The organism is Bacillus sp. SD075 (assembly GCF_017355165.1).
Classification (GTDB): Bacteria; Bacillota; Bacilli; order Bacillales; family DSM-1321; genus Peribacillus.
Genome location: NZ_JADILK010000002.1, coordinates 165,546 through 191,578 on the forward strand (window position 1 = coordinate 165,546; position 26,033 = coordinate 191,578).

At 38.2% G+C, this 26,033-nt stretch carries 18 protein-coding genes and 1 pseudogene; 6 read left to right on the forward strand and 13 right to left on the reverse strand.

Translation table 11 applies throughout. The features are described from left to right. Positions 1-38: 38 nt before the first annotated feature. Complete coding sequence (locus IOC57_RS02880; RefSeq protein ID WP_207437331.1) at positions 39-785, forward strand: 4'-phosphopantetheinyl transferase family protein; 747 nt, start codon at positions 39-41, stop codon at positions 783-785. A gap of 55 nt (positions 786-840) precedes the next feature. On the opposite strand, the gene IOC57_RS02885 is transcribed toward IOC57_RS02880, so the two are convergent. The 3 genes from IOC57_RS02885 to IOC57_RS02895 all read right to left on the reverse strand — a co-directional run bounded on the left by IOC57_RS02885 (position 841) and on the right by IOC57_RS02895 (position 7,373). Continuing rightward, positions 841-2,091 carry an MFS transporter gene (locus IOC57_RS02885; protein ID WP_207437332.1) on the reverse strand — a complete coding sequence of 417 codons (1,251 nt, stop codon included), beginning with the start codon at positions 2,089-2,091 and terminating at the stop codon, positions 841-843. 24 nt (positions 2,092-2,115) lie between these two features. After that, a complete protein-coding gene (locus IOC57_RS02890) occupies positions 2,116-6,219 on the reverse strand; it encodes a non-ribosomal peptide synthetase (protein ID WP_207437333.1) in 4,104 nt (1,367 codons plus the stop codon). Between the two features lie 125 nt (positions 6,220-6,344). After that, positions 6,345-7,373 (reverse strand): hypothetical protein, encoded by a 1,029-nt coding sequence (locus IOC57_RS02895; RefSeq protein WP_207437334.1) that lies wholly within the window; start codon positions 7,371-7,373, stop codon positions 6,345-6,347. 1,063 nt (positions 7,374-8,436) lie between these two features. On the opposite strand from IOC57_RS02895, the gene IOC57_RS25645 reads away from it, so the two are divergent. Further along, positions 8,437-8,565 (forward strand): hypothetical protein, encoded by a 129-nt coding sequence (locus IOC57_RS25645; RefSeq protein ID WP_255256698.1) that lies wholly within the window; start codon positions 8,437-8,439, stop codon positions 8,563-8,565. Between the two features lie 282 nt (positions 8,566-8,847). On the opposite strand, the gene IOC57_RS02900 is transcribed toward IOC57_RS25645, so the two are convergent. The 5 genes from IOC57_RS02900 to IOC57_RS02920 form a co-directional block, all read right to left on the reverse strand. Beyond that, a complete protein-coding gene (locus IOC57_RS02900) occupies positions 8,848-10,371 on the reverse strand; it encodes a sodium:solute symporter family protein (protein WP_286184475.1) in 1,524 nt (507 codons plus the stop codon). After that, positions 10,368-10,568, reverse strand: a complete 201-nt coding sequence (locus tag IOC57_RS02905; RefSeq protein WP_207437335.1) for a DUF3311 domain-containing protein — start codon at positions 10,566-10,568, stop codon at positions 10,368-10,370. Before IOC57_RS02905 ends, IOC57_RS02900 begins: the two co-directional genes overlap by 4 nt. A gap of 12 nt (positions 10,569-10,580) precedes the next feature. Further along, positions 10,581-11,768 (reverse strand): M20 family metallopeptidase, encoded by a 1,188-nt coding sequence (locus IOC57_RS02910; RefSeq protein WP_207437336.1) that lies wholly within the window; start codon positions 11,766-11,768, stop codon positions 10,581-10,583. Between the two features lie 228 nt (positions 11,769-11,996). After that, positions 11,997-13,295 (reverse strand): helix-turn-helix domain-containing protein, encoded by a 1,299-nt coding sequence (locus IOC57_RS02915; RefSeq protein WP_207437337.1) that lies wholly within the window; start codon positions 13,293-13,295, stop codon positions 11,997-11,999. A gap of 639 nt (positions 13,296-13,934) precedes the next feature. Next, entirely contained in the window at positions 13,935-15,239 is a 1,305-nt protein-coding gene (locus tag IOC57_RS02920) for a helix-turn-helix domain-containing protein (RefSeq protein ID WP_207437338.1), read from the reverse strand. Positions 15,240-15,711: 472 nt separating this feature from the next. Here IOC57_RS02920 and IOC57_RS02925 point away from each other — a divergent pair, with 472 nt between their 5' ends. The 4 genes and pseudogenes from IOC57_RS02925 to IOC57_RS02940 form a co-directional block, all read left to right on the forward strand. After that, positions 15,712-17,256 carry an AbgT family transporter gene (locus tag IOC57_RS02925; RefSeq protein WP_396020754.1) on the forward strand — a complete coding sequence of 515 codons (1,545 nt, stop codon included), beginning with the start codon at positions 15,712-15,714 and terminating at the stop codon, positions 17,254-17,256. A gap of 120 nt (positions 17,257-17,376) precedes the next feature. Then, positions 17,377-18,636, forward strand: a complete 1,260-nt coding sequence (locus tag IOC57_RS02930) for an amidohydrolase (RefSeq protein WP_207437339.1) — start codon at positions 17,377-17,379, stop codon at positions 18,634-18,636. 36 nt (positions 18,637-18,672) lie between these two features. Continuing rightward, positions 18,673-20,079: a M20 family metallopeptidase gene (locus IOC57_RS02935; protein ID WP_207437340.1), complete on the forward strand. Its 1,407-nt coding sequence runs from the start codon at positions 18,673-18,675 to the stop codon at positions 20,077-20,079. 319 nt (positions 20,080-20,398) lie between these two features. Then, positions 20,399-20,728, forward strand: a pseudogene (locus IOC57_RS02940) (transposase); the annotation flags it as partial. Between the two features lie 397 nt (positions 20,729-21,125). Here IOC57_RS02940 and IOC57_RS02945 read toward each other — a convergent pair. The 5 genes from IOC57_RS02945 to IOC57_RS02960 all read right to left on the reverse strand — a co-directional run bounded on the left by IOC57_RS02945 (position 21,126) and on the right by IOC57_RS02960 (position 26,019). Beyond that, entirely contained in the window at positions 21,126-22,184 is a 1,059-nt protein-coding gene (locus IOC57_RS02945; protein ID WP_207437341.1) for an alkene reductase, read from the reverse strand. Positions 22,185-22,454: 270 nt separating this feature from the next. Further along, positions 22,455-23,882 carry an MDR family MFS transporter gene (locus tag IOC57_RS02950; protein WP_207437342.1) on the reverse strand — a complete coding sequence of 476 codons (1,428 nt, stop codon included), beginning with the start codon at positions 23,880-23,882 and terminating at the stop codon, positions 22,455-22,457. Positions 23,883-23,943: 61 nt separating this feature from the next. Next, positions 23,944-24,516 (reverse strand): TetR/AcrR family transcriptional regulator, encoded by a 573-nt coding sequence (locus tag IOC57_RS02955; protein WP_207437343.1) that lies wholly within the window; start codon positions 24,514-24,516, stop codon positions 23,944-23,946. 251 nt (positions 24,517-24,767) lie between these two features. Then, on the reverse strand, positions 24,768-24,860 hold the full coding sequence (locus tag IOC57_RS25655; RefSeq protein WP_220126990.1) for a putative holin-like toxin: 93 nt from the start codon (positions 24,858-24,860) through the stop codon (positions 24,768-24,770). A 169-nt stretch (positions 24,861-25,029) separates the two neighbouring features. Beyond that, positions 25,030-26,019 carry a D-2-hydroxyacid dehydrogenase gene (locus IOC57_RS02960; protein ID WP_207437344.1) on the reverse strand — a complete coding sequence of 330 codons (990 nt, stop codon included), beginning with the start codon at positions 26,017-26,019 and terminating at the stop codon, positions 25,030-25,032. Between the last annotated feature and the right edge of the window lie 14 nt (positions 26,020-26,033).

Consider the following 26,033-nt stretch of genomic DNA (forward strand, 5'->3'; position numbering starts at 1 on the left):
TCGCACCTCCGATATAGGGGTAAATAAGGAGATTAAAAGTGAAGATTATTGCTTTAAGATTACCAATTAATTTAAATCAGATTACTTATGAAGAAATGCTCAATTTGTTACCTAAACAAAGACAAATAAGCATACACAAATTACAAAAGAAAAACGATAAATACCGTTCGTTATTTGGGGAGCTATTAGCTAAGTGGTTCATAAGTGACATTTTAAAAGAACCGTTTCAAGATATCCACTTTGTCTTAGATAAAAACGGGAAACCCAATCTAGTAGGAGGAAGACTTCACTTTAATATTTCCCATTCAGGTGATTGGGTTGTTGTTGGCATTCATAATGATCCCATAGGCATTGATATAGAAGAAATCAAAAATTTTAATATCCATGAAATTACCAAAAGTACTTTCAGCAGTAAAGAATTTAGGTACTTATTTAAATCACCCAAAGACTTACATATCGAGATTTTCTTTAAAATGTGGACGCTGAAGGAAAGCTGGTTAAAGTGTATAGGTTCAGGTTTTTTGGTTCCCCCAAATACTTTTTCAATCTTGAATGGAAGTAATCAATATAGTTTAGAAATACCCACAGAGGAATTTTCAAAACTAAAAACACTGGGCATCCAAATTGGAGATACGTCTAACTATCTTTTTAAGTTATACTATCTTAGGCCTGGGTATCCCCTAAGTGTTTGTATTAATAACGAAAATGAAAATCATTTAGAATTCCCAGATGATATCGATATTATAGAATTGAAGAATTTACTGAATAAATTGCAAGCACTTTAATTAACTTTATATTACTATGTAGAAGTCAAAAAAAGGCAGAATTTTTCTGCCTTTTTTATATTTTCTCCGAGATGCTCTGTCCCACTTTTGAATTATAAGCTAATATTCTTTTTTGAAAAAGCATGAAAAATAAACAAGCGCTTATTAAGGAAGAAAAAGCTGCGACCAGAAAAGCTCCCTCATGCCGAATCAATGGTACGAATGCTAGTAACTGTGGAGCAAATATTCGACTTATTGAATATCGAATATTTGCCGCGGCAAAGTACTGTGCTTTTTGGTTGGCAGGTGCAATACCGGCAATGTAAGAATCCTGTGTACTTACAACAAGTAGTTCAGCTACTGTAAGGATTAAGACTCCTATAAAAAAACCCATATAGTTTTGAGAAAAACCAAAGATAACCATAGCGAAAGCATATAATATACTGGAACCTACAAATCCAAAACGCGTGCTGTACTTTGAAGAAAGCCTAGCCGCCATACTGCCTAAAATAATTACCAAAACGCCATTCGTCATTAACAATGAAGCATAGTTTTGGGAAGCATTGATTGAAAAACCGAATATTGATGTGCTTCCAGTGAAACTATCCAGTAAAGTTGAAGGAAGCAATATTTCTAACTGCATGAAGGCTTGAGCTGCAAATACACTGGCAACAACAAAAATTAAAAGACGTTTATCTTTTCCAATCAGAACTACTGCTTTTGTAAACTTACCATTTGAATCTATTCTTTCTTCATTACCTAATTTTCTATTGACCTGAAATTCTGGAGTTTTCCATAGTGATATATACACTAAAGTCAGAACAGATACTAAGGATGTACCGATAAACCAAATAGGCATTGAATCAAATATAAAACTCCCTATAAGAGGACCAAGCGTCACCGCAACATTGAATATTTGGTAGGTGAATACATAAGCCTTCTTTTGTTCCTTTTCATCGAGCCAATCAGATATATAAGCTCTTCCTGCAGGTAAATATGAAGAATAAGCTATACTCATTAAACCGAAGCTGCCAAATACCATTATATTACTTCCAACTATTCTTCCAATGATAAATAATATGGTCGCAAGCAGAAAACCTATACTTGAAGATATCATCATAGGTCTTCTCCCTATCCTATCTGCAAAGATCCCGCCCCAAATCCCTGATATAACACCCAATACTGAAATTATGGCTAAACTAACAGATGCTAGGTAAGGGTTCCAAGCATCGTTTAAATATAAAACAATAAATGGAAATAGCATATAAAATAATGTGTTTTGAATACCCTCAGCAAAAAATCTCCAACGCATTTGATTTTTTTTCATACTTAAAACCCTTTTTCCTTAAATTTATACATATCTAAGAGAAGCAACTTGTCCCATAATGATCTTAGCAACATTTTCAGCATTTGGAGATTTATAAATCGTAAAGTGTTGAGCTGGAACTGAACGCACTGTTAGTTCCCCAACCAAGTAATTTTCCCAACCTACAGTCGTATCATGCTCATTTTCTTCAGCTCGTATAAACAGTACTTTACCATGAAAAGTTCCTGAAATATTGTAGCGATGAATGGCGATATTATTTGCCTCCCAAATTCCCAAGCCACTCTTAACATCCTCAACTTCTGCGTCCATATGGAGATGACCGCCATCTTTTCCTAAGTTTAAAAGGAATTCCAATAGTTCTTCTTTGTCCATAAGGGTTAACTCATCAGGATTAAACTTACCATTTGCCCCGTTTGTAATCTTTAATGCATACGATTTAACAAATTCCATTTTGTCAAAATCACGAGCTTTACTGAAATGACAGTCCAATAATGTTAACAAACCAACGTCTCTTCCTTCAGCCTCAAAGGAACGGACTATTTCATAAGCCACATTACCACCGAACGAATAGCCTGTAATATAATATGGCCCTTCAGGTTGAACAGATAAAATATAAGAAGCATATCGTTTAGCCATATTTAATAAATCATCTTCAAATTTATCACTTTCGGGAATCTCCGCACTTTCTATTCCCCATACGTCAAACATTTCATTTAATTCCGCAGCCATTTCTTTATAACACCAAAGTGCCCCTCCGGCTGGGTGAATGAACCATATTTTTTGGCGATTCTCAGCTGGTGAGACGTGTACTACGCCATTAGGTTTAATGGAGTTTGTTATAACATGGGCTATTCCTTGTATAGTTGGATAATCAAATACAATAGATACTGGCAAAGTTAGCTCGAATTTCTTATTTAGTTGAGCAATGAATTTCATGGCTAACAACGAATGGCCACCTATTTCAAAAAAGTTACTATTTATATCGTCGTCTGAGTTTCTGAAGATATCCTTCCATATGATTTGAACTTTCATTAAGGTTTCTTTATCTGTATGATAGTTTTTGTCATTCTCTATCTTTGTAGCTTCAATACTATTTTCTTGAATTTCAAGTTTGATTGTTTCATCAGCTATTTTTTCCATTTGAGAGATCCATTCTTGCTTCACTTCTGAGATTACATGATCCGTAAATAAGTCGTTACAGTATTCTATAGTGAATGTTGAATTCTCTCCATCATGTTCTATGATAAAACTAAGATCGCATTTGGAAGTATCACTTAAGACCGATTCCATTTTAAATTGCGTATAGGGTTGCTTTTTCAAAAATCTATTGTATACAAACATAACCTGAAATAGTGGCCGATAGTCACTATCTCTACTCTTTAGAACAGAAGGAATGATTTTTTCTATGGGAATATGCTCATACTTTATGATCTCGGCGTAATCCTGTGCAATCTTTTCGGAAATACTTTTCAATGTGGCATCATCAGTAAAGTTCATTCTAAACGGCACAACATTAACATAATTACCAATTGCTTCAAAATCCTGTTCATAGGTTCTATTAGCCACTGGCACCCCAATGCAGATATCTCGTTGACCACTCATTTTAGCAAGGACATAAGCTGCCATTGCTAGATGAATGGAGAATTCTGTAATTGATGTATTCTGACTAAAAGATAGTATCTTTTGCTCTAGTTCTTTTGGTAGTGAGAACTTTATATGTTTTCCATTTAATGTTTGGGTACTGCCCTTCATCATGCTTGTTGAGAATCTTGATTTATTTGGAATCCGTTCTAGATACTCCTTCCAAAACTTAAGACCCTCACTAAAATCCATTGAATTTTGATGATGTGCAAATTCGAAAAATGCAGCATTCCGTTCCTTATTTACCACTAGATCAGCTTCAATAAGTTGATGTAACTCGTCTACAAATAACTGTGATGACCAACCATCAACTATTAGATGATGGAAAGTTAATAATAAATATTCCGCCTTATCAGTACTAAATAATGAGGCACGAAATCCTCCCTTATTTAATTCAAATTTGCTCTGTGCTTCAGTTTGAATTACTTTTCTTAGGTTCGCTTCCGTAACTGGATATTCCCTTATTCCCGAATTAAGTGAGCTGTCGTATTTTTGTATATATTCACCATTGTTAGTTAAAATAATTCGTGATGATAAAATCGGATGTCTTCTGCGTAAATGGGAAATTGCTTTTTCTATTTTTGCAGTTTTACCTTTTTCAAAGTGTAACAGAAACGCTATATGATATTGAGATGCTCCTTTTTCCTGTTCAAAGAATAGTATCCCCTGTTGTCCCAAAGATAATGGTGCTTCAAGATTACCATCAAATTCTTGGTTTATCTTGTCCAGTTTCTTAGGTACTTCAGAATTCTTTCTATTCTTTAAATTATTCTTTTTCAGATAATCTGCTTGTTTTCGGATTGTTGGATACAAAAAGACAAATCCATGTGTTAACGATATCTGAAACTCAGTGGAAAGAAGGTTTGCTAATCGAATGGCCAGTAATGAATGCCCTCCTACTGAGGCAAATGTAGTTGTGGCAGAAGGAACTTTTTCCCCAATAACATCTTCCCAAATATTCGCAATAACTTGCTCCCATTTATCATGAAGTCCTTCAAAATCATTATTACTTCTAAAAGGTATTAAGGATAATTCCCGTCGATTCATTTTCCCATTCTCTAAATAAGGAAAACTATCCATCTGAACAAAAAAATTAGGAATCATATAGGAAGGCAAACGTTTTTCTATATAGCTTCTTAACTCAATCTCATTCCAAGCCGTAGAATCACAGCGTATATAAGCTACAAGCCATTGTTCTTCGAGTTCTTCACGAACTTCTACAACTATATCTTTTACGAACGATGCTTCTCGTATGGTTTCTTCAATTTCACCAAGTTCTATACGAAGCCCTCTTAACTTTATTTGTAAATCTTTACGGCCTCGAAATTCGTAATTACCATCTTCTCTAATATAAACAAGATCTCCAGTGAGGTAAGACAATTGACCTGTAGAAGGACATATTACGAACTTCTCTTTTGTAACATCCGGTAGACCAAAATACCCCAGCGCCAGACCTTCACCTGAAATCAGTAGTTCTCCTTCGCAACCAGTACCTAAAATATTCAACCCTTCATCCACAACATGTACGGAAGCATTATCGATTGGCTTTCCCAGATCGATTTCTCTAAAAAAATGATTTTCATCTGGCAAACAAACTCGATAAGTAGTATCAATAGCTGCTTCCGTAGGACCATATAAATTTATAATCGGTATGGGTAAATTCTTTTGGATTTTCTTTACTAATGATGTTTGCAAGGATTCTCCACCGCAAAACAAAAGACGTAAAGATGTAAAATCAGATAATAATTCTTGTTCTGACAATAATTTAAGTACAGTTGGTACAAACTGTACAACTGTTACATTATGCCTTTTGATATCAGTTGCAATATCAAATGGGTTGGATGATCCAATAACCATGGTAGCCCCAGACGATAGTGGTGCAAATATCTCCCAAACGGAAGCATCGAATCCCGATGCAGTTTTTTGTAAAAAAACATCATCCTTAGACCAAGAAAATTCTTTTTGCATCCATTGCATATGATTGACGATGGCACGATGCGGGATAACTACACCTTTTGGTCTTCCGGTAGAACCCGATGTGAAAATGATATAAGCTGGTGTTTCATCATTTATCAGAACTATTGGAGGATCTGCCGCTCTAATTTTGGAATGCTCCCTTAAATCTATTGAATTGAGATTAAAGGTTAAATCTGGGACAGAACCATCAGTCATTAATACATTTACTTCTGCTTTTTCAATACAATACCTCAGTCTGTCTATTGGATAAGAAGGGTCAAGTGGTACGTACGCAGCACCCGCTTTTAGCGTTGCAAGCATAGCAGCTATTAATGAAATGGATCTTTCTGATGCGATAGCAACACGGTCTCCCTCGTTAATACCCTTCAATATAAGCAAATGGGCAAGAGCATTTGCCCAATTATCTAATTCTTTATATGATATGACCATATCTTTATCTTTTATTGCAATGTTATTGGGATAGATAGTTACCATAAGTTCAAAAGTACTTTGAAGAAGCCTATTATTCATAGTAATTTAGCGTATTGGAAAATCAATAACGCTGTCCTCCTTTAGGTTACTTAGTATGTATTTTAAATTCAAAGCTATTAGAGGAAATAAACCTGTCGGGCGTTAAATCCCGACAGATTTATTATTTATCCATTTACAATGCAATCTGTACCGTCAACATAGTGCTCTTTGTGTACTTCTAAATTCCACAAATTGACGGTTTTCATTATCCAACGAGTCCTTTGCTTTTCCACATCCGTGATTTCTTCAACATCCTTGCCATGGATAGAATGATTGTTTGACAAGGAAATAAACTCCCCCGCTTTTAGTAGGTGTGGAGCCTTTAATTCATGTAATAAAACTTTTATTTTATCTACAACTTCCTGTGCTTCTTCTGTAAGACCAACTGTCCGATTTTCAAAATATGCAATATCAAATTCTTCTTCATTCAATAGGATAGCGTGATTTTTTGCACGCCCTAACTCAGTACGATTACCATATGTCGATAAATCATCAAAAGGTGTATAGAATAGCTCTTGACGCATCAAATGTAAATCAGAAGAATCAAGTTTCTGAATTAAATCGATATTTTTGACGAATGTCGTAAAGATCTGATTCCCTTCATATGCCCTCATTGATAACATATTCACAAAATCAGGTCGAACGAAATGATTTGCTAAGTCTTTATGAAATCCTAAAGCTACCAGTGCTTTTTGTGATTGTGTTTCTGATAAAGATTTCATTGGATAAATATCTTGAAAGACATCGCCATCGTTTACATTTATATATCCAATAGCTGGAATTTCCATTACTTGTGCATAGAATTGAAGGAAACCTTCCCCAACATATGTTTTTTTAAGCTCCCTCTTTGATTGAACTGGTGATTCATGGTCAAAAATAGGAACATCTTTATCTATAGGGCAGTTTTGTAGATATAAGTATGGTTCTTCCTTCCAGATCCTATTGCCGGCAGCTTTTATTTTTTCCACAATATCCTTTATTTCATCATCGTTTTCCACAATGCTTTCTATTTCCGAACGAAAAGAAGCGTAATCTTCATAGGGATTGCATTTTAAATCCAAAAATTTATTAGTCAGAAGTTGATTCTCTGCATCTTTAAAGACATAATCAACTTTTAATTTATTCTTTGTACTTGCATGAGTATCTACACCCATTAACTTAGCTCCACTCCTATTAATTTTATTTTTACGCAGTAAATCACTAAAGTCTAGATGCAAAAAAATCTAGCAATCTTCTGAATAATAGGGCCCTATTAATATGTAAATACGTAAAATGATTGCTGGTGCTCCCAAATTTTAACACGGTGGTTTTCAGAATTCAACGAATGTTGAAAAAATGGATCTTCTTACTCATTACCCTTCACATTTGAGCTTTTTTTTAACAGGTCAATGTCATGATTCTTCATTTTCTGAACATCTGGCATGGCACTGTTACAATGAATCCCACGGAGGATTTTGGTGTTTCATGAAGCATGATTTATGGTGATTGACTGCCTGGCGGATAAATCCTGAGAAAACAAGAAATTGCTTAGCGAACAAAATAATTATATTTGATAAACAAGTACTGGAGTATGTGGAGCATCCCCTTATTGACCTTATGGGGTAATGATAATAAAACCATGAGAACAGAAGAATGCATCTAATTTGTGGGCAACGCTGCACCGCGACTTTCTACCTGGATCTGCTCTTGGTGTTTACGATGGGTTGGGGAAATTGGTATCGTCTTTTTCGGTAAGGCGGTGATCACCGTAAATTCTGTAAAAGCATAATGACCTTTCATAAAGTACATAGCATGATAGCACGTGAAAATATATTCAAAATACCCTTCCTTCAATTTAAACCTCTTGAATGAACCTATGTTAAAAGATCCTCTAGTTCCAACTTTCCCTAACGATTATTTTATTTTCATCTCCCTAATTAGAACTTTCAACATCCAAATAGCCTTTTGCACGCTTTGTCGTAAGACCATCTCAAGGGCAAATGACAATTCCCTTTACTTGGTTCCAGATCGATTAACTTGGAGGATGACGTTTTTTAGAATTTAACTCAGCCCTCTGCAACTCAATTCTAACCAACCTGACTCGATATGCAGCTGAGCCCCTTTTCAACAGGTAATGATTAAAAAATATCACTTGAATAAAGCTGTTCCTTTCAAGTGAAAACATAAGTTCACCAAAAAGGGACAAACTGTATTTGAAAAAGAAAGGAGATGTGAGACATGACAAAAAAATTCAATAAAGGCAGCCGTAATCAAAATTCACCGCAATTACACGGACAAGCTCCTGTTAGTGGGGACAACAGCAAAGGAAATAAAAGAAATAAAGATCAGAGCTCTAAAACAGAATAACTAAATGAAACAAACCGGCCATATTCAGACCGGTTTGTTTCATTTGTAGATAGTCTTCTTTGTTATTGGGGCAGAAAGCCAAATAATCATTCTGAAAGTTACCCTTCCCCCTTCAATCCAAAATGGGCGACTCATTGAATGATCCTGTGTCCACTGGACACACTTTGGTTCCAAAAAGTCCAATTCATTATCTGCGTTCATGACTGCCCCGAAAAAAGTTTTAAGTGGAGAGCATTCGTTTTTCAAAACCATATTGGAAATTAGTATAAAAACCATGTAGAGTTAGCTATTTGATTCTTTTTGCATCAGGACCTTGTGCCCTGCTGTTGATGTCTCCAAATCATCGGTACCTTGATGAGTATAAGTAATGTTTTTGGTCATCAGGCTTACCACCACCAAGACTGCGATATTGACAACTAGGGCTATAATTCCTACATTCAGGTCTTTAATGGCTTGAGGAAGATAAGGAAACAGTTGTCCAATTTTTATGTGCCCCAGTTCCATAATAGAGACTAGCACTCCTCCTGTTATAATCCCGGCGAATGCTCCATGTTTGGTTACAAAATTCTTTCTCAACAAACTTGCGAAAAAGGCAGGAGCAAGTTGTGTAATGAAATTATAGGCGATTAAAGCAAGACTAAAGAGGGAATTTCCACCTTTAAAGGTCAAGTAAATCCCTATGAGAGAAATTAAGGGAACCAAATATTTTACCAGTTTTGCAATCTGATTTTCCGTTGCTGATGGAGTGAATACGCTATATATATTTTTTGCAAGCAATGTTGATATTGACATCAACAGCATGGAACTTGGCACTAAAGCGGCTAACACGCCAGTTCCACCAATTAAGCCCACAAACCATGGATCAAAATCCTGTTTAGAAAGCTGCAGCAAGATTTGATCGGCTTCGCCGCCTTTTAATCCAGGCATCTGTAAGATAGCTGCAAATCCAACAAAAAAGGCAAACAATAAAATCAATTGGTACATTGGCATTAGGATTGCGTTTTTCCGTAAAGCTTTTTCGCTAGAGGCAGCATATATGGGAGAAAAACCGTGCGGCCACATATAAAATCCAATAGAGCTTAATATAACAGTGGATATATACCACGAAACGCTCATTCCCTGATCTGGAAGTATGGTATAGTTCGGCTTTGCCTGTTCAATTGCCTCATACATAGGCTGAAGACCGCCATAATAATGAAGAGGGAAATAAACTCCTAAAAATACGACAATGCCAAGAATCAGAATATCCTTCAAAATAGCTGTCCTGGCAGAGCCGTGAATACCGGAAATCATGACAAAAATGGTAACGCCAATTGCTCCTACCCAAATGGCAGCTTTAGAAGAAATAGCCCCATAGGATGTTGCTGAAACGATATATCCTAACCCCTTCAATTGCAGCACCAGGTAGCAAGTACAAGCTACAACACCTATAACCGCAACAAGCACACCAAGATAAGGACTTTGATATTTTTTTACAAAAAAGTCAGATTGGGAAACTAATTGGTGTTTCTTTGCATACCTCCAGATAGCAGGAAATGTCCAATAGGAGATCACTGTAGCCAGGCAGCCATATGATACGATACTAAAGATGGAACCCCCTTCCCCATAAGCAGATCCACTTGCACCCAAAAAGGTAAAGGTTGTATACATTTCACCAGCGGACAAGAGGAAAATCAATAGGGCTCCCATCCCGCGTCCTCCAACCGACCATTGTTCCAAGTTCATTTCTTTCCCTTTTTTAGCCTGTATACCGATCAAAACAGAAATGACGAAAAAAAACAGGATAAAAAACACGGCAATATTCATCTTGAATCCCCCTTCTGATTAGCAGGATCCAGTAGATAGATAACCCCCATAATACCTGTGGTCAGCACGGACCAGAGTACAATCCAAAAGTGGAAAAATGGCATTCCCAGAACATAGGGAGTCACTTTATTTGTAAACAAAGCGCCTACTATAAAGCCAAGAAAAGGGATAACTCCGAGCCAATATATTTTTTTCATCCTCTTAACCCCCTAGTACGTTAGATTTAACATTTTCAAAGCCCCATGAACATATAACTTCACCCCATATTGTAAAGCCTGTTCATCGACTGTGAATTTGGGATGATGGTGAGGATATATAATCCCCTTTTCTTCATTACGGGCTCCTATGACAATATAAGATCCCGGAACCACTTTTTGAAAAGCAGAGAAGTCTTCACTTCCCATAATCGGCTTTACTATCTCACGACTTCCTTCACCAAATACTTCACAGATCGTTTCGTCCATCAATCGGGTAACTTCTTCATCATTAATGGTAGGAGCATAACCAAACTGATAATCGAATTCATAAGTGGCTCCATGTGCTTCCGTAATCCCTTTTACTATGCGTTCGATAAAGGTTGGAATGTTTTCCCTCAGCCCCGGATTGAAGCTTCGAACTGATCCACCAATGCTTACCGTACTTGGAATGACATTAATCGCACTTCCCGCATGGAACTGAGTCACTGAAATCACAAGGGATTCCTGGGCATCCCGATACCTCGAAACAATATGCTGGAGATTCGATACAACCTGTGTTCCAATTGCTATGGGATCGACGGTAAGTTCAGGCTGTGAGGCGTGCCCCCCTTTACCCACCACGGTAATGTTAAAAGTATCAGCTCCAGCCATTACCGGACCGTAGCCCAAACCAATTTTCCCTAAAGGATGAGTCGACAAAAGATGGGTGCCAATGATTATATCCACTCCATCAAGCACACCGGCTCTCACCATTTCTTGAGCTCCACCGGGCGGAAGTTCCTCAGCATGTTGAAATAAAAAGCGTACCTCCCCTTTAATTTGATCCTTTAAGTTAGTAAGAATTTTTGCTGTGCCAAGCAGCATCGCCATATGCCCATCATGACCGCAAGCATGCATGACTCCAGAATTCTGTGACACAAAGTCAAAATCATTCTCTTCCACAATTGGAAGCGCATCCATATCAGCCCGAAGTGCAATCACTTTCCCAGGCTGCTGACCGATCAAACGAGCCATAATACTCGTTTTTGTCGGACGTGAAATTTCCAATTCACCAAAAGTTTGCAACGTGTCATAAACAAATTGTGCTGTTTTTTCCTCCTGAAAAGAAAGCTCCGGATACTTATGTAAATATCTTCTCCAATCAACCACTTCATCTTTAACCGCCTCGATTAAATCATGAATTATTATCGTTTGAGACACCCACTACAACCCCTTTTTCATTCAATTTACATAACAACCATTAATTTAGGATAGTTTAAGGAAAAAATTCCTTAAATAGAGTATAATCTCACAAGGTCTTCATTACAATATTTTTTGAAAATTCCAAACTGTTTTTTTTACACTGCATCTCTTTGTTAAATTTTCAAAAATACTTTCACATGCGAAATGAAGGCAGAAAAAAACACCCAAATTATGGGTGCCTGCAATTCATGATAATCGATAAATTTTACTCGGCCTTCCACGGGTGGCATTAGCCTCTTCACCAATGCATTGTGCCAAATCAACTTCGCACAGATCTGCAACAATTCGTCGTACATTGCGCTCTGTCATCTCAAGATGTGTTGCTAAGTCCTTTGTAGTAAAATCACTCCAGCCCATTCTTTGAATGAGAGCCGATATTTTCTTATACGTTTTAACACTGATATTTCCGTTTTTCAACTTTTCTATAAGGGGTTTATTGTGGGAACGGGTATCATATTGCAGTTCTTTATTTTTGCCTGGTGATTCGATAATCTTGCCATCATCTTGAATAATCACAATTTCACGCTTTTTCATCTCTTTTGAATGTTGAATAGCACGAAAAGCATTGATTTCCGCTGAATAGGCAGTCTCACCGAAGCCAATTCCAACGGTAACGGGTGTATCTGCTTCAAAGACCAATTTTTGAATGGTATCTTCGAGCGTAATGATTTCTCGCTCGATTGCGCCGCGAGAACTAAAAATCATGTACCTTCCATTCCCTTTTTCTGAAAAGGAACCATTTATTTTTTCTCCAAGTTGAATCAACATTTCTTTTAGGCGAAGCTCCAAGTACTGTAAATGATATGGAGTTTTCATTTCCTCTGCCACTTTGTTAAAATATTCGACTTCAATGATTTCAACTCCGATTTGTGTATCCTTAAAGTAGGATGTCTTTACTTTTTCAGAAAGAATTCGAAGCGTTTGCCGTACTTCCATCTTACTCATCGACATACGGTAGGCTGGAATGCCATATCCCCTTAAAGCTTCACACACGGACGGAAAACAAGAAAAAGCTCCTTCTGTCTTTCCCGCATTCCATAAATTCAAGTGAAAATGTACCAATTCATCCGTATCAACATCTGTCTCAAACACTTTCGTATAAACCTTTTGGGTTTTTATATTCAACTGTGACAAAGCTTCTTCGCTAATATTATTTGAGGACATTGTATCGATACTTAAGTGCTCAATGATTTTCTCTTGTTGGTAGATCATCTCTAAAAAGGATTTATAAAAACCTGATTCCGTGGCAGGAACATGGACCATTATTTTATCCGTACCTAGTGTTTTTTTTGCAATTTCAAAGGGAAGCGGACCAGAAAAAAGCCATGCATGTACGTTAGAATCATGTTCCTTTACAATATTTCCTACCTCTTCTGTCTTTACATAGGGCAAAGAGATGAATTCCAACTCATGTTTATATTCTTCTGCCAAGATTAAAATTTGTTCAATAGAAGTTTTTAGACCGACCAGTCCGATTTTATACATCCAGTAATCGACTTCCTTTTATAATCTGTAATAGATTCATTGTTCTTTTTAGAATATCCCAGTTTAATCTAAGTCATTATCGTAATCCTAATTCTTCTGCTGTCTAACTATTGAGTCATGATTATCAGTTGTCTAGTTACTCTTATCCTATCAGCAGCCAAAAGAAAAGAGTGATGGCAATGGTATAGATAGTGGTATTCATACCACGCCAAACTTTTCTCTTTTGAATCATTTTATCATGCAACACTTTTATACGTGAACACCTCCTCTTAAGAATTATTATACTTTCCTGCCCAATGCAATAAAAAAGCTGCCTCAATGGCAGCTTCGCAATTCTATAAAGAATCCTTACGAATAGGACCCGATCCAGCATACATATCACTGGTCATAGGCAAATTCCCAGGAGCAACGATTTTTCCCAAATAACAGGTGATAAGATGCGGGAAATTCCTGATTGACTCGTTGAATTTCATTTGCAAATTCCTTACTCCCCTTTGGTACTCGTGAAAGTGCATCCGCTTTTTCCTGCGAATCAATAATAGCTCCAGGTGGTACAAACCTTTCAGGTGGTATCCGAACGCCATTTGTCACTACTGCATTATAAGAAATATTTACGTGTATACCAAGATCGTCGAGGTGTTACTTCTTTAACATATAAATTTTACGAGGTCTTCCCCGTGGTGATTGAAGTTCTTCTCCTTTGAACTCCACTAAACCGCTATCACTCAAACTACTCATAATTCTCTGGGCATTTCGAACTGTCATGGATAAATGAGAAGCCAAGTCTGAGGAAGTGAAGCCGTCCCAGCCCATACGATCAACCAATGCTTCTATCTTTTTATACGTTTTTACACTAATGTTAGCCTGATTCAATTTATCTAGCAGTTCTTTATCATCAGAACGAAAGGTATATGCCAATTGTTCTTCTTGACCTACGGATTCAATCATTACACCATCTTCTTGGATAACGACAATTCCGGAACTATCTTGCTTCTTCGAATGACGGATCGCCTTGCGGGCATTGATTTCTGCCGATGCAGCCGTCTCACCAAAACCAATACCAACTGCAACTGGGACATCCATTTCAAGGGCCAGTTGTTGAACAGTACTTTGCAAGCTGCCAATTTCCCGTTCAATTGCCTTTCGTGAACTAAATATTTGATAGCGTCCGTTTCCATTTTCGATGAGGGATCCATCTAATTTTTCGCAAAATGTAAGTAAGGTTTGTTTAATCTTAAGCTCCACATGCTGCAGATGGTAACGAATATTAACCTCGTCAACAAATTGATCGAACTGATCAATCTCAATGATTTCTACACCTATCTGGCTATCCTTGAAATAAGTACTTTTTGCTTTTTCAATTAAAATCTTGACCGCTTGCCGGATTTCCATCTTAGTCATATTTATTTTGTAGACAGGAACATTCTCCTTCTTCAATGCTTCATATACAGATTGTAAAACGGTAAGGACACCATGTACCTCCCCTTCCCTCCACAAACGAAGATGAAATTGAACAATGTCTTGAAAATCATATTGTTCATCAAATGTTTTTACATAAATATGTTCGGTGGAAATCCCTAGCTCTTGTAGCGATTCTTGCAAAAAAAAGTCTTCCAATCGGATCATATCGATGGATATCTTATCGAAAAAATATTTTTGATCAGCAGACATTTGTAGAAAACATCTATATAAACTAGATCCTACAGGAGGACAATACGTAAAATTGGCATCTGAATCTAACATTTCTTTAGCTATTCTATATGGGACCGGTCCAGAGAAAAACCAACCATTTACTGCATTTTGGTGATTTTTTATAATGTCGGTTACCTCACGTGCATCTTCATATGGAAAATCAATAAAATCTATTTCATGTTCAAATTCATTAGTAACATCCCGAATTTTCTTTATAGATGAAAGTGGACCTACAACACCAATTTTATACAAGTTTATTTCACCCCTACATCATACTATTAGTTTTATTATATCAAAATAACCAACCCTAACAGGGAATAAAATATGAGCTCAACATATAAAAGCATGTAAAGCACCGTTTGCTATAAATAAACGGTGCTACTTAATATGGTTTCTTATCTATCGTGAGTTCAAGAGTGGCAGGACTTATTGATTCAAAGGATTAGAATCCCAGAGTTCACTTCAAATAATTACCAGAAAATAATTTCCCCTTTTTCTGAAAATTTTATTGAAATAGATTATTCTTAATTATATAATACATTTAACGAAAATAGCGTTAAATGTTCGTTAAATAAAAACCAGTATATTGAAAGGAATTAATGGAGTCCACAAAGGATGAAAGATGGTAATTTGAGTTTAAGGCAAGTTTAGAGAAAAAGTTTATAAATGGAATGGTGTAAAACGCACAAACTACAAATGGAAGAAGGTTTAGGAGGAGAATGTAATGGAACAAAAGTTAATGAAAGATACAACTGATCTTCAAAATCATAAAACGGGTGGATTTTTCAATCGAGTAGAGCGAATAGGAAACAAGATCCCCCACCCCTTTATCTTATTTATTTATATGATTGCCTTTTTATTTGTTGTAACCGCTCTCTTATCAGTCTTCCATGTTTCGGCATCGGACCCCATAAGTGGAGAGAAAGTGGAAGTTCAAAACCTCTTAAGCCGTGAAGGCATCCAATGGATCTTGCCGAATATGATTAAAAACTTTTCCGGCTTTTTACCACTGGGATCTATTTTAGCTCTTATGCTAGGAGTAGGATTAGCGGAAAAAGTTGGATTGTTAGAAGTTTTGATTCGGAAAATGTCGTTAAAAGTCTCAGGGAAATACGCTAGTTATTTAGTTGTATTTGTTGCCTTTTTTAGTCATGTTTCTTCTGATGCTGCGCTTGTTATCATGCCTCCCCTTGGTGCCTTGATTTTCCTTGCTGTAGGACGTCACCCTGTTGCCGGGTTGCTCGCTGCCATCGCTGGGGTTGGTTCAGGTTTCACTGCTAACTTATTAATCGTCACAACAGATGTCTTGCTTTCAGGAATTAGTTCGGAAGTAGCGAAGGGCATGAATGCAAATTTGACCGTTAATGTTACAGATAACTGGTTCTTTATGGCGACTTCCGTTCTCTTACTCACGGTAGTTATATCCTTGATTACAGATAAATTTGTCGAGCCGCGCTTAGGAAAGTATGAAGGTGGCGGTCAGCATAAAAAATTGGAGCAATTAACGAAGCAACAAAACAAAGCACTCCTGGCTACAGGTATTTCAGCATTGATTTTTATAGCTGTTATGGCCGTTCTGGTCGTTCCAGAAGGAGCTCTATTACGAAATCCAGAAACTGGAGCCATTCTCCCCTCTCCATTCATGTCTGGAATTGTCGCAATCATCTTACTCTTCTTTTTTACAGTTTCCATTACTTATGGAGTTAAGGTGGGAGCAATCAAGAAACAAAATGACATTCCGGAATTATTGGTGGACCCAATTAAAGGAATGGCCGGATTTATTATTATGGTCTTCCCGCTTTCCCAGTTTGTCGCCTGCTTTAACTGGAGTAATATGGGTAAATTTTTGGCTTTATCCATCACGGACCTCTTGGAACAGCTAAACATAGAAGGTGCACCTGTCCTAATTGGACTAATGTTCTTATCCGGGCTTCTCTCCATGTTCATTGCTAGCGGATCTGCAATATGGTCTATATTGGCACCTGTTTTTGTTCCAATGTTCATGGTATTAGGCTATCATCCTGCCTTCGCCCAAATGTTGTTCAGGGTAGCAGATTCATCTGTCCTGCCATTGGCACCTGTATCTCCATTTGTCCCACTATTCTTAAGTTTCTTACAAGAGTATCGGAAAGATGCAAAACTAGGAACTTATTATTCTCTTATTTTGCCTTATCCGATTATCATCTTTATCATTTGGACGCTATTGGTAGTCGTTTGGTATTTCCTTGGCCTCCCAATTGGTCCCGGAGTATATCCGAAATTACCGTAATTTGAAAAAATCTCAAGCGCCCCGCATGCCCCTTATCCGACTTGAGGGGCTGGGCTGCTTGGAATGGACACCAAATCGGATTATCTGAATTATCATCAAATAAATTAGGAGTGAAACGAATTGGATATTATTTCTTTAAGACGTGATCTTCATCAACATCCAGAAGTTGGCTTTACCGAATTTCGAACTGCTTCAAAGGTAGTGGAGGCACTTACTTCTCTGAAATATAACGTGATATTTGGAAAAGATGCTTTAGATGGTGATTCTCGCCGCGGAGTCCCCCCTATAGAAGTATTAGAGGACACATTTAATAGAGCATTGCAAGATGGCGCCAATCCAAAAATCCTCCAAGAAATGGAGGGTGGATATACTGCCGTCATTGGTATATTAAAAGGAAAAACTGATGGCCCAACCGTAGCTTTCCGCTTTGATATGGATGCATTGCCTGTTACGGAAAGTACTGATTCTGACCACTTCCCGCAAATAAACGGTTTTCGTTCCAAATATGAAGGGAATATGCATGCCTGTGCACACGATGGCCATACAGCAATTGGCTTAGGACTTGCTGAAAAATTAGCGGATGGGAATTTTGCAGGAACGGTAAAGCTTATTTTTCAACCTGCTGAAGAGGGAGTACGCGGTGCCTATTCAATTGTACAAAAAGGGATTTTGGATGATGTGGATTTTTTATATTGTCTGCACCTTGGCACAGATGTCCCCCTAGGAGAATTCCATGGTGGTTCTTCCGGCTTTTTAGCAAGTACGAAAATGGCTGCCCATTTTCATGGGGTATCTTCTCATGCAGGTGCTTCTCCGGAAAAAGGGAAAAATGCATTGTTAGGAGCAGCAACCGCATTATTAAATATACATGCTATTCCAAGATTCAGTTCAGGTTCTACCCGCATAAATGTAGGGATTCTTAACGGAGGAACAGCAGCTAATATTATTCCAGCGCATGCAAAAATGGTCATTGAAACCCGGTCTATATCCGAAGAAATAAATGCTGAAGTGGAGCAACGTGTTCGAAATATCGTGGCTCATAGTGCAGGTATGCATGAGCTTGAACATGAAATTGAAATCATAGGTCAAGCAATTACGATTCGTTGTGATCAAGAACTTGTCGAACTGGCCATGGAAGAAGCCAGGAATGTAGATGGTTTTTCAACAATCAAAGCATGCAGGGAATCCGGTTCTGCTGGTAGCGAAGATGCAAGTTTTATGATTCGAAGAGTACAGGATAATGGCGGTAAAGGGACATATATGATTATTGGGACTGATATTCCTGCACCACATCACCACCCTAAATTTGATATTCAAGAAGAAGTTTTACCAAGGAGTGCAGACCTTTTGAATCTAATTGCAAGACGCCTATTAAAATAATTCTTCAGAATATATATAGGAAGGAAAGAGTGTAAAATGACACATATAAATAGATTATCGGAAATCATCGAACAAAAAAAAGAAAAATTCATTGAAGTCAGTGACTGTATATGGAATTTTGCGGAAACACGCTTTGAAGAATATCAATCAGCTGAATTGCTTTGCAGCACCTTAGAGAACGAAGGATTTACTGTTGAAAAAGGTGTTGGAAACATAGAAACAGCATTCATTGCCAGCTTTGGAACTGGTAAACCTGTTGTGGCAATCATGGGAGAATTTGATGCGTTGTCAGGTATGAGTCAAAAAAAAGCTACAGCTAAACAAGAGCCAATTGTTCAAGGTGAAAATGGACATGGATGTGGTCACAATTTACTTGGCACCGGATCTTTAGCTGCGGCTGTTGCAGTGAAGGAGTATATGGAAGAGAATCATATAAATGGGACAGTTCGTTATTATGGATGTCCAGGAGAAGAAGGCGGATCTGGCAAAACCTTCATGGTCAGAGAAGGTTTGTTCGATGATGTTGATTTTGCATTTTGTTGGCATCCACTGGATGTTAACGGCGTTATGTCAATGGATTCACTTTCCAATTTCCAAGTGTATTATAAATTTAAAGGTAAAAGCTCTCATGCAGCAGCATCACCACATTTGGGACGGAGTGCTTTAGATGCCGTTGAACTTATGAATGTTGGCGTGAACTATTTAAGAGAGCATATTATCCAAGAAGCAAGAGTCCACTATGCGATAACGAATTCAGGTGGATTATCGCCTAATGTGGTCCAACAAGATGCAGAAGTTCTTTATTTATTACGCGCTCCAGAAGTTTCGCAAGTTCAAGATATTTACTTGAGAGTTTGTAATATTGCTAGAGGAGCTGCCCTTATGACAGGAACTGAAGTGGAAATCGTTTTCGATAAGGCCTGTTCCAATGTTATCCAAAACACTGTGTTGGATTCCGTCATGCATAAGAATTTCCAGGAATTAGGCATTCCCCAACACGAGGATAAGGAAAAACAGCTTGCCAAAGAAGTCCGTGCTACCTTAAGCGAACAAGAAAGGAACAGTACAATCAATCCATTTAAAGATAATCAAGATGATGCACTGGCAAATTGGTTAGAACCCATTGAGGGATTACAAGCGCCATTAACAGGTTCCTCGGATGTGGGAGATGTTAGTTGGATTGTCCCTACTGCCCAATGCACAACAGCTTGTTTTGTTCTTGGTTCCCCTTTGCATAGCTGGCAGTGGGTTACACTCGGATCAACATCCATTGCCCATAAGGGGATGCTTCATGCTGGCAAGGTTATTGCGGCCACTGCAGTAGAAGTACTTCAAAATCCTGAATTGATTGAAAAGGCAAAAACAGAGCTAAAAGAACGATTACAAGGGAAGAGCTATATCTCCCCTATACCGCAAGATGTAATGCCTTTAGTTAAAAGATGATAGATTGGATTAGTGAGTTGCAGTAATCGTCCATTGTTCGTATCAGTATGGTGATTTAGTTCATAGAAACGTTTGATGTATAAAAAAGGGATCTTCGATTGGAAGATCCCTTCAGAATGTAGACAAACTCGATGGTAATCGAGTTTGTCTACATTTTTTTATGGCTTGTACAATTTGGACCCGGAGGCCTCCTCGGCTTTCGCCTGCGGGGTCTCGAACACCCGTTCCAATCAACTTTGTTTTACCTTTTAGATGGAACCCTTTTGCCTAGAGTCTTTTTTGTTTTAAAATAGAAGTATTAAAACTTGAGGTGATGAGGATGCTTTCTAAACATGATTCTATTCAGCGAGATCAACTTGAAATGATTACTTTAGATCAACTGGTGCCAGCGAACCATTTGGTTCGTAAAATGGAGGCTGCCATTGACTTCACTTTCATTTATGACTTGGTGAAAGATAGGTATTCAGAGGTAGGACGCCCAAGTATTGATCCCGTTATTTTAGTTAAACTGACATTCATTCAATATACCTTCGGTATTCGTTCCATGCGTAAAACGATGGAAGAAGTTGAAACAAATATGGCTTACCGTTGGTTCTTAGGCTATGGTTTCCATGATAAAGTACCTCATTTCTCTACGTTCGGGAAAAATGAAGGCACGAATCGCTTCTGCTCATTTACTAATAACGATTGCTTACAACATCTTAAAAACAGGGGAACCCTATCAAGAACTAGGCTCAAATCACCTTTTAAGAAAAACAAACGAACAAAGAATTAAAAATGATCGAATACCTAAAAAAGAAAGGCTATACAATCGCTCCATCTGAACAACAAACTGCATAACCAATTAAAATAACGACATAGTGCATTTACGTCCTTCAACAAAATTAGAATATGGTGGGCTTATTTAAGTATGGCCTTTCACTAAAGTGTTTTCATACAAAAAGGCGACCCTTCTTGAATGAAGAATCGCACCAGTTATAGAAAAGGAAGTATGGTTACTGAGTTGCCCTGGCAATGAACAAGCCTGCCTCATCTTTTTATCTCTATTAAATCAGCTGCCCTAAATGTTTCTTGACCTCGTAATCAACAAGTTTTTCATCCTGCTTAATTCGTTCCAGATAATCCGGATTGGCTATAAGCGGGCGTCCAATCGCCGCAACGTCAATGATGCCTTTTTCCAGTGCGGCTTCTGCAGTTTCCGGATCAAGCCCGCCCACACCGACTATAATTCCATCCCAGTGGCTGCGTACCAATTCATGCATGGTCAATCCTCTTGCAATCGGTTTGGTAAATTCCATCGTGGATGGGTGAATCATTTTGACTCCTGTTTCATTGAACGCTTCGATAAATGTTTGGATCGCTGTTTCAGGGTCTTCCCACATGTAAGATGGCTGGTCAATTTTCAAAGCTGAGAAACGAATAAGGGTACGATCCACTCCAACCGTATCCATAACAGCTTTTAGCACCTCCTTCATAAATGTCAGGCGCTGTTTTAAATCCCCACCGTACCGATCGGTCCTTTTATTGGAAGTGTCAGAATTGAACTGGTCTATCAAGTAGCCATGTGCACCGTGAATTTCAACGCCGTCAAAGCCAGCATCCATTGCATTCTTGGCAGCTTGTTTATATTGGTTCACAACTTCTGAAATATCCGTCTCCGTCATTTCTTCAGGAATGTCAAAAGGTTTGCCGAATCGTGATACCTTTCCTTCCGCAGCAATAGGTGACGGAGCCTGGGGAGGAAGTCCTCCTGCAATTTCATGGTGGCTTGCACGGCCCACATGCCAGATTTGCGCTATAATCGTTCCGCCTTCTGCGTGTACGGCTTCCGTTACTTTTTTCCACCCGTTGATTTGCTCTTGAGTATATATTCCGGGAACGCCAGGATTCCCCTTTGCTCTTGGTGAAATTACTACCCCTTCAGTAATAATAAGTCCGATTCCATCTTGGGCCCGTTTCCGGTAATATTCTACGGTCAAGTCACTTACAACACCAGTTTCGTTATCGGCAAACGACCGTGTCATAGGAGCCATTGCCGTTCTTGTTTTTAAATTCCATGCTCCTATTGTTACAGGTTCAAACATTTTGGTTTTTATTTTATTCATTTGAATTCCTCCTGTTAACCGCTTTATTGAACTAACTTTTAGTAACTATTACTGTGTAAGATTATCCGATAAGTGGTTGATTTTCAAATAATTCACTCTGTTTTAATAATTATTGGTAAAATACAGTAATAAAGACAATGAAAAACCGATTTATTCCTCACCAATAGGTAGATGTTGCTCATGGTGTCACTGCTTTTTTTCAAACAAAAAAGCCAAACAGGGAATATCTTGTCCCTGCTGGCTAATTTATTTTTCTTCATCAATATCTTATTAGTCTCGTGCTGCCCTGATAAAAAACGACACGATCAAACCAATGATTGCAAGGACAAGACCGAAAATGAAGGCATCTTGAACGCCTGCAGTCAATGAACCGCTAATGGCAGATGGATCGAACGGATCTTCTGCATTTGCCATATAATTTTTTTGTGATGCTGACATGATTGTAATGGCAACGGTTGTGCCGATGGCCCCCGATACTTGTTGCAATGTATTCATTAGAGCCGTTCCATCCGGATAAAGATTTTTCGGCAGTTGATTCAGCCCATTTGTCTGGGCTGGCATCATGACCATCGAAACACCAATCATTAGGAGAGAATGCATGACGATTACCATAATGATCGAAGTTTCAGTCGTTACGTTCGTCAAAGTCCATAACATGACAATCATGATCATGAAGCCTGGGATCACTAACCCTTTTGGCCCGAACTTATCAAAAATGCGCCCCGTAACCGGAGACATGATACCATTAAGCACTCCACCCGGTAAAAGTACCAGGCCAGCTGAAAACGCAGCTAATGCAAGCCCGGTTTGCAGGTATAGCGGTAAGAGAATCATGGATGACATGATGATCATGAAGGTGATGAAGACGGTTATTAACCCTAACGAGAACATCGGGTATTTAAAAACGCGCAAATCAATCATCGGTTTATCCATGTTGAATTGTCTCACAGCAAACAGGAATAGCGATATAAGTCCGACAATGATCGAGGATAGAACTATCGCATTGCTCCATCCTTGCTCTCCAACGATACTAAAGCCATAAACAATTCCCCCAAAACCAATGGTCGATAAAACGATGGATATTCCATCGATTTTAGGTTTGGTGATGGTTGAAACGTTTTGCATATACTTGAAACCGAATAGTAAAGCGATCACAAAGAAGGGCAACGACACCCAGAAAATGTAATTCCAATTCAAGTTTTCGATAATCAAACCTGAAACTGTCGGTCCGATGGCTGGGGCAAACATGATCACCAGCCCCATCAATCCCATCGTCGCTCCCCTTTTATGAATAGGAAAAATCAATAATATGGTATTGAACATGAGAGGCAATAAAAGACCCGTTCCGATTGCCTGGATGACACGGGCTAGCATCAAGAGGCCGAACCCAGGTGCAATTGCTGCAGTGAGCGTCCCAATGATGGAGAACACCATGGATGCAATGAATAATTGACGAGTAGTGAACCACTGAATCAAGAGTCCCGAAACGGGAACCAATATCCCCAATGTTAATAGGTAACCCGTTGTCAGCCATTGCACGGTGGAGGGACTGACATTGAACTCCTGAATTAAATCCCCCAGCGCCATGTTTAATGCCGTCTCGCTGAATAACCCAATGAACCCTGCAATTAAAAAAGCAATTAAAATGGGGGTCGTTCTAATGACTGGGTTTTGTTGCTGTGTTGCATCTGTAGACATAAAATAATTCCTCCAATTACTAACAGTTCGACCTTAGCTTAAGATGATTTTTCCGCATGACTTATTTATTTATCAGCAATAATGGTATCTGTTCCGCGATGGCTTGAAGAGGTTCACCGTTTTTCGCAGTTAAGGATAAAAGGATACCGCCTTCAATTAAAGCATTAATTACGATACTCAATTCCTTTGCCCGTTTTTCACTGAATTCCGCCTCGCGTAATTTCTCCACATATATGGCTTGCCAATCTTCTATCGCTTCTTGACAAGCCGTTCTTATCTGCTCACTCGTCGTATATGTTTCCGCTGCAATCGTCCCGATTGGCAGTCCTAATAGATTTTCACTATCTCCAAAAACCTCGGATAAATGAAAAATATGAGCCTGAATGGCTTTGATAGGATCTTCGATTTCATTAAAGCCCCTTTTAATTTCACCTATCACGAATTCCTTTGTATGAATAATCGCCTCGATCGCCAATTCTTCTTTGCCTTTCGGAAAATAATGATACAGCGAACCTTTTGGGATACCACTTTCCTCAATAATGTCCTTGAGCCCTACACCGTAATATCCACGTATACGAAAAAGTCGGGAAGCAGCTTCAATAAGAATGTCTTTCGAGTTTCGTTTTTCTGCCATAGCTGGATCACTCCTTGAAATTATATCAACCGGTCTATTAGAGACTATACTTGTAATTCATTGTTTTGTCAAAAATGACAGCCTAGAATGGAATATGCTATTGAACTCATTGAAAACAAGAAGAACACCTCATAAATGGTGTTCTCTGCAAGTTTAAAAAATCGAGAAGATCATTGCCTTCTATATAAAATCTGCATTTTTTTTAAACGCTTTCATGATTTTTCAAACAAATTGGCCGGCCTTCAATATCTTCAAGGATTCTTGTCATGATTTTTGAAATCAAGAATAGCAATTACAAACATGCCAAAGCTTAGCATCAGGGAAATGACTTCGAAAGTACCCATTCATACATCGCCTCCTTATATCCAGCTTTTCCTGATCGGAGATTGTCCTATACAAGAAAAAAATGAAGGGGTGGCTTTTAAATAAGAAAAGGCAAACCCACTCAGGGTCTGCCCTCTATTCCATTTAAATCATTCGTTGAATTTTTTCTGTTCAAATGACCGATCACTCTTAATAACCAAGTTTTTTTTCCACGACATTCATTAGAGGTTTACCGTCAGAAAAAAGCTTTAAATTTTTCAGGAATAATTCCATCACACGATCTAGGTGTTTGGAAGAGTTATATGCATTATGTGGGGAAACCATGACATTTTCCAGCTTCCAGAAAGGGTGATCCCCAGGTAAAGGTTCTACTTCGAATACATCGAGCGCGGCACCAGCTAGGTGCCCATTATTCAAGGATTCGATTAAATCTTTATCCACAATCGTATTACCCCGGCCGACATTAATTACATAGCTGCCTTTTTTCATTTTATTTAAGCGTTCTTTATTAAAAAAGTATGAGGTATCTTTTGTAAACGGGAGTGCCAAGACGACAAAGTCGGAATTGGAAAGGACATCATCCACTTGATCCAAACCCATTATCAAATCAGCAGGTTCATATTCTTTGTTTCTCTTGGAGGGATTCCGGCGGCAGCCAATAACGGTCATACCTAACGCTTTACATCTCTTTGCTATCTCATAGCCAATATCACCGTACCCAATTATCCCCACTGTCGAATTTTCAAGATCTTTCACGGGAATTTCATCCCAAGTTTTGTTTATTTGATTTCTGATCATTGTCGGTACGCCTCTTGCTAACGAAGATAGCATCCCAATTGTATGCTCGGCTATCGGGATAGATGTGCAGCCTTTAACATTGGTTATGATTACATTGCTGTTTTGAATATCTTCATTTAGCATGGCCTCCACTCCAGCACTGTCTGAATGGACCCATTTAATCTTTGGAGCTTTTTTTATAATGTTAAGATTATCATGAAGCCCCATCGTATAAAGGACATCGAACTTTGATAAATCAACTGTTGGCTGTGGTTCAGGTTGGCCGAATTCCCATGGCTCGACAACAACTTCTGAACAAATCTCCTTAAACTCATTGATATATTTTTCCGGTATATCGACCCTGATATATAGTGAAGGTGCTGTTTTCTTAGAAGCGGACATTATAAAACCTCCTC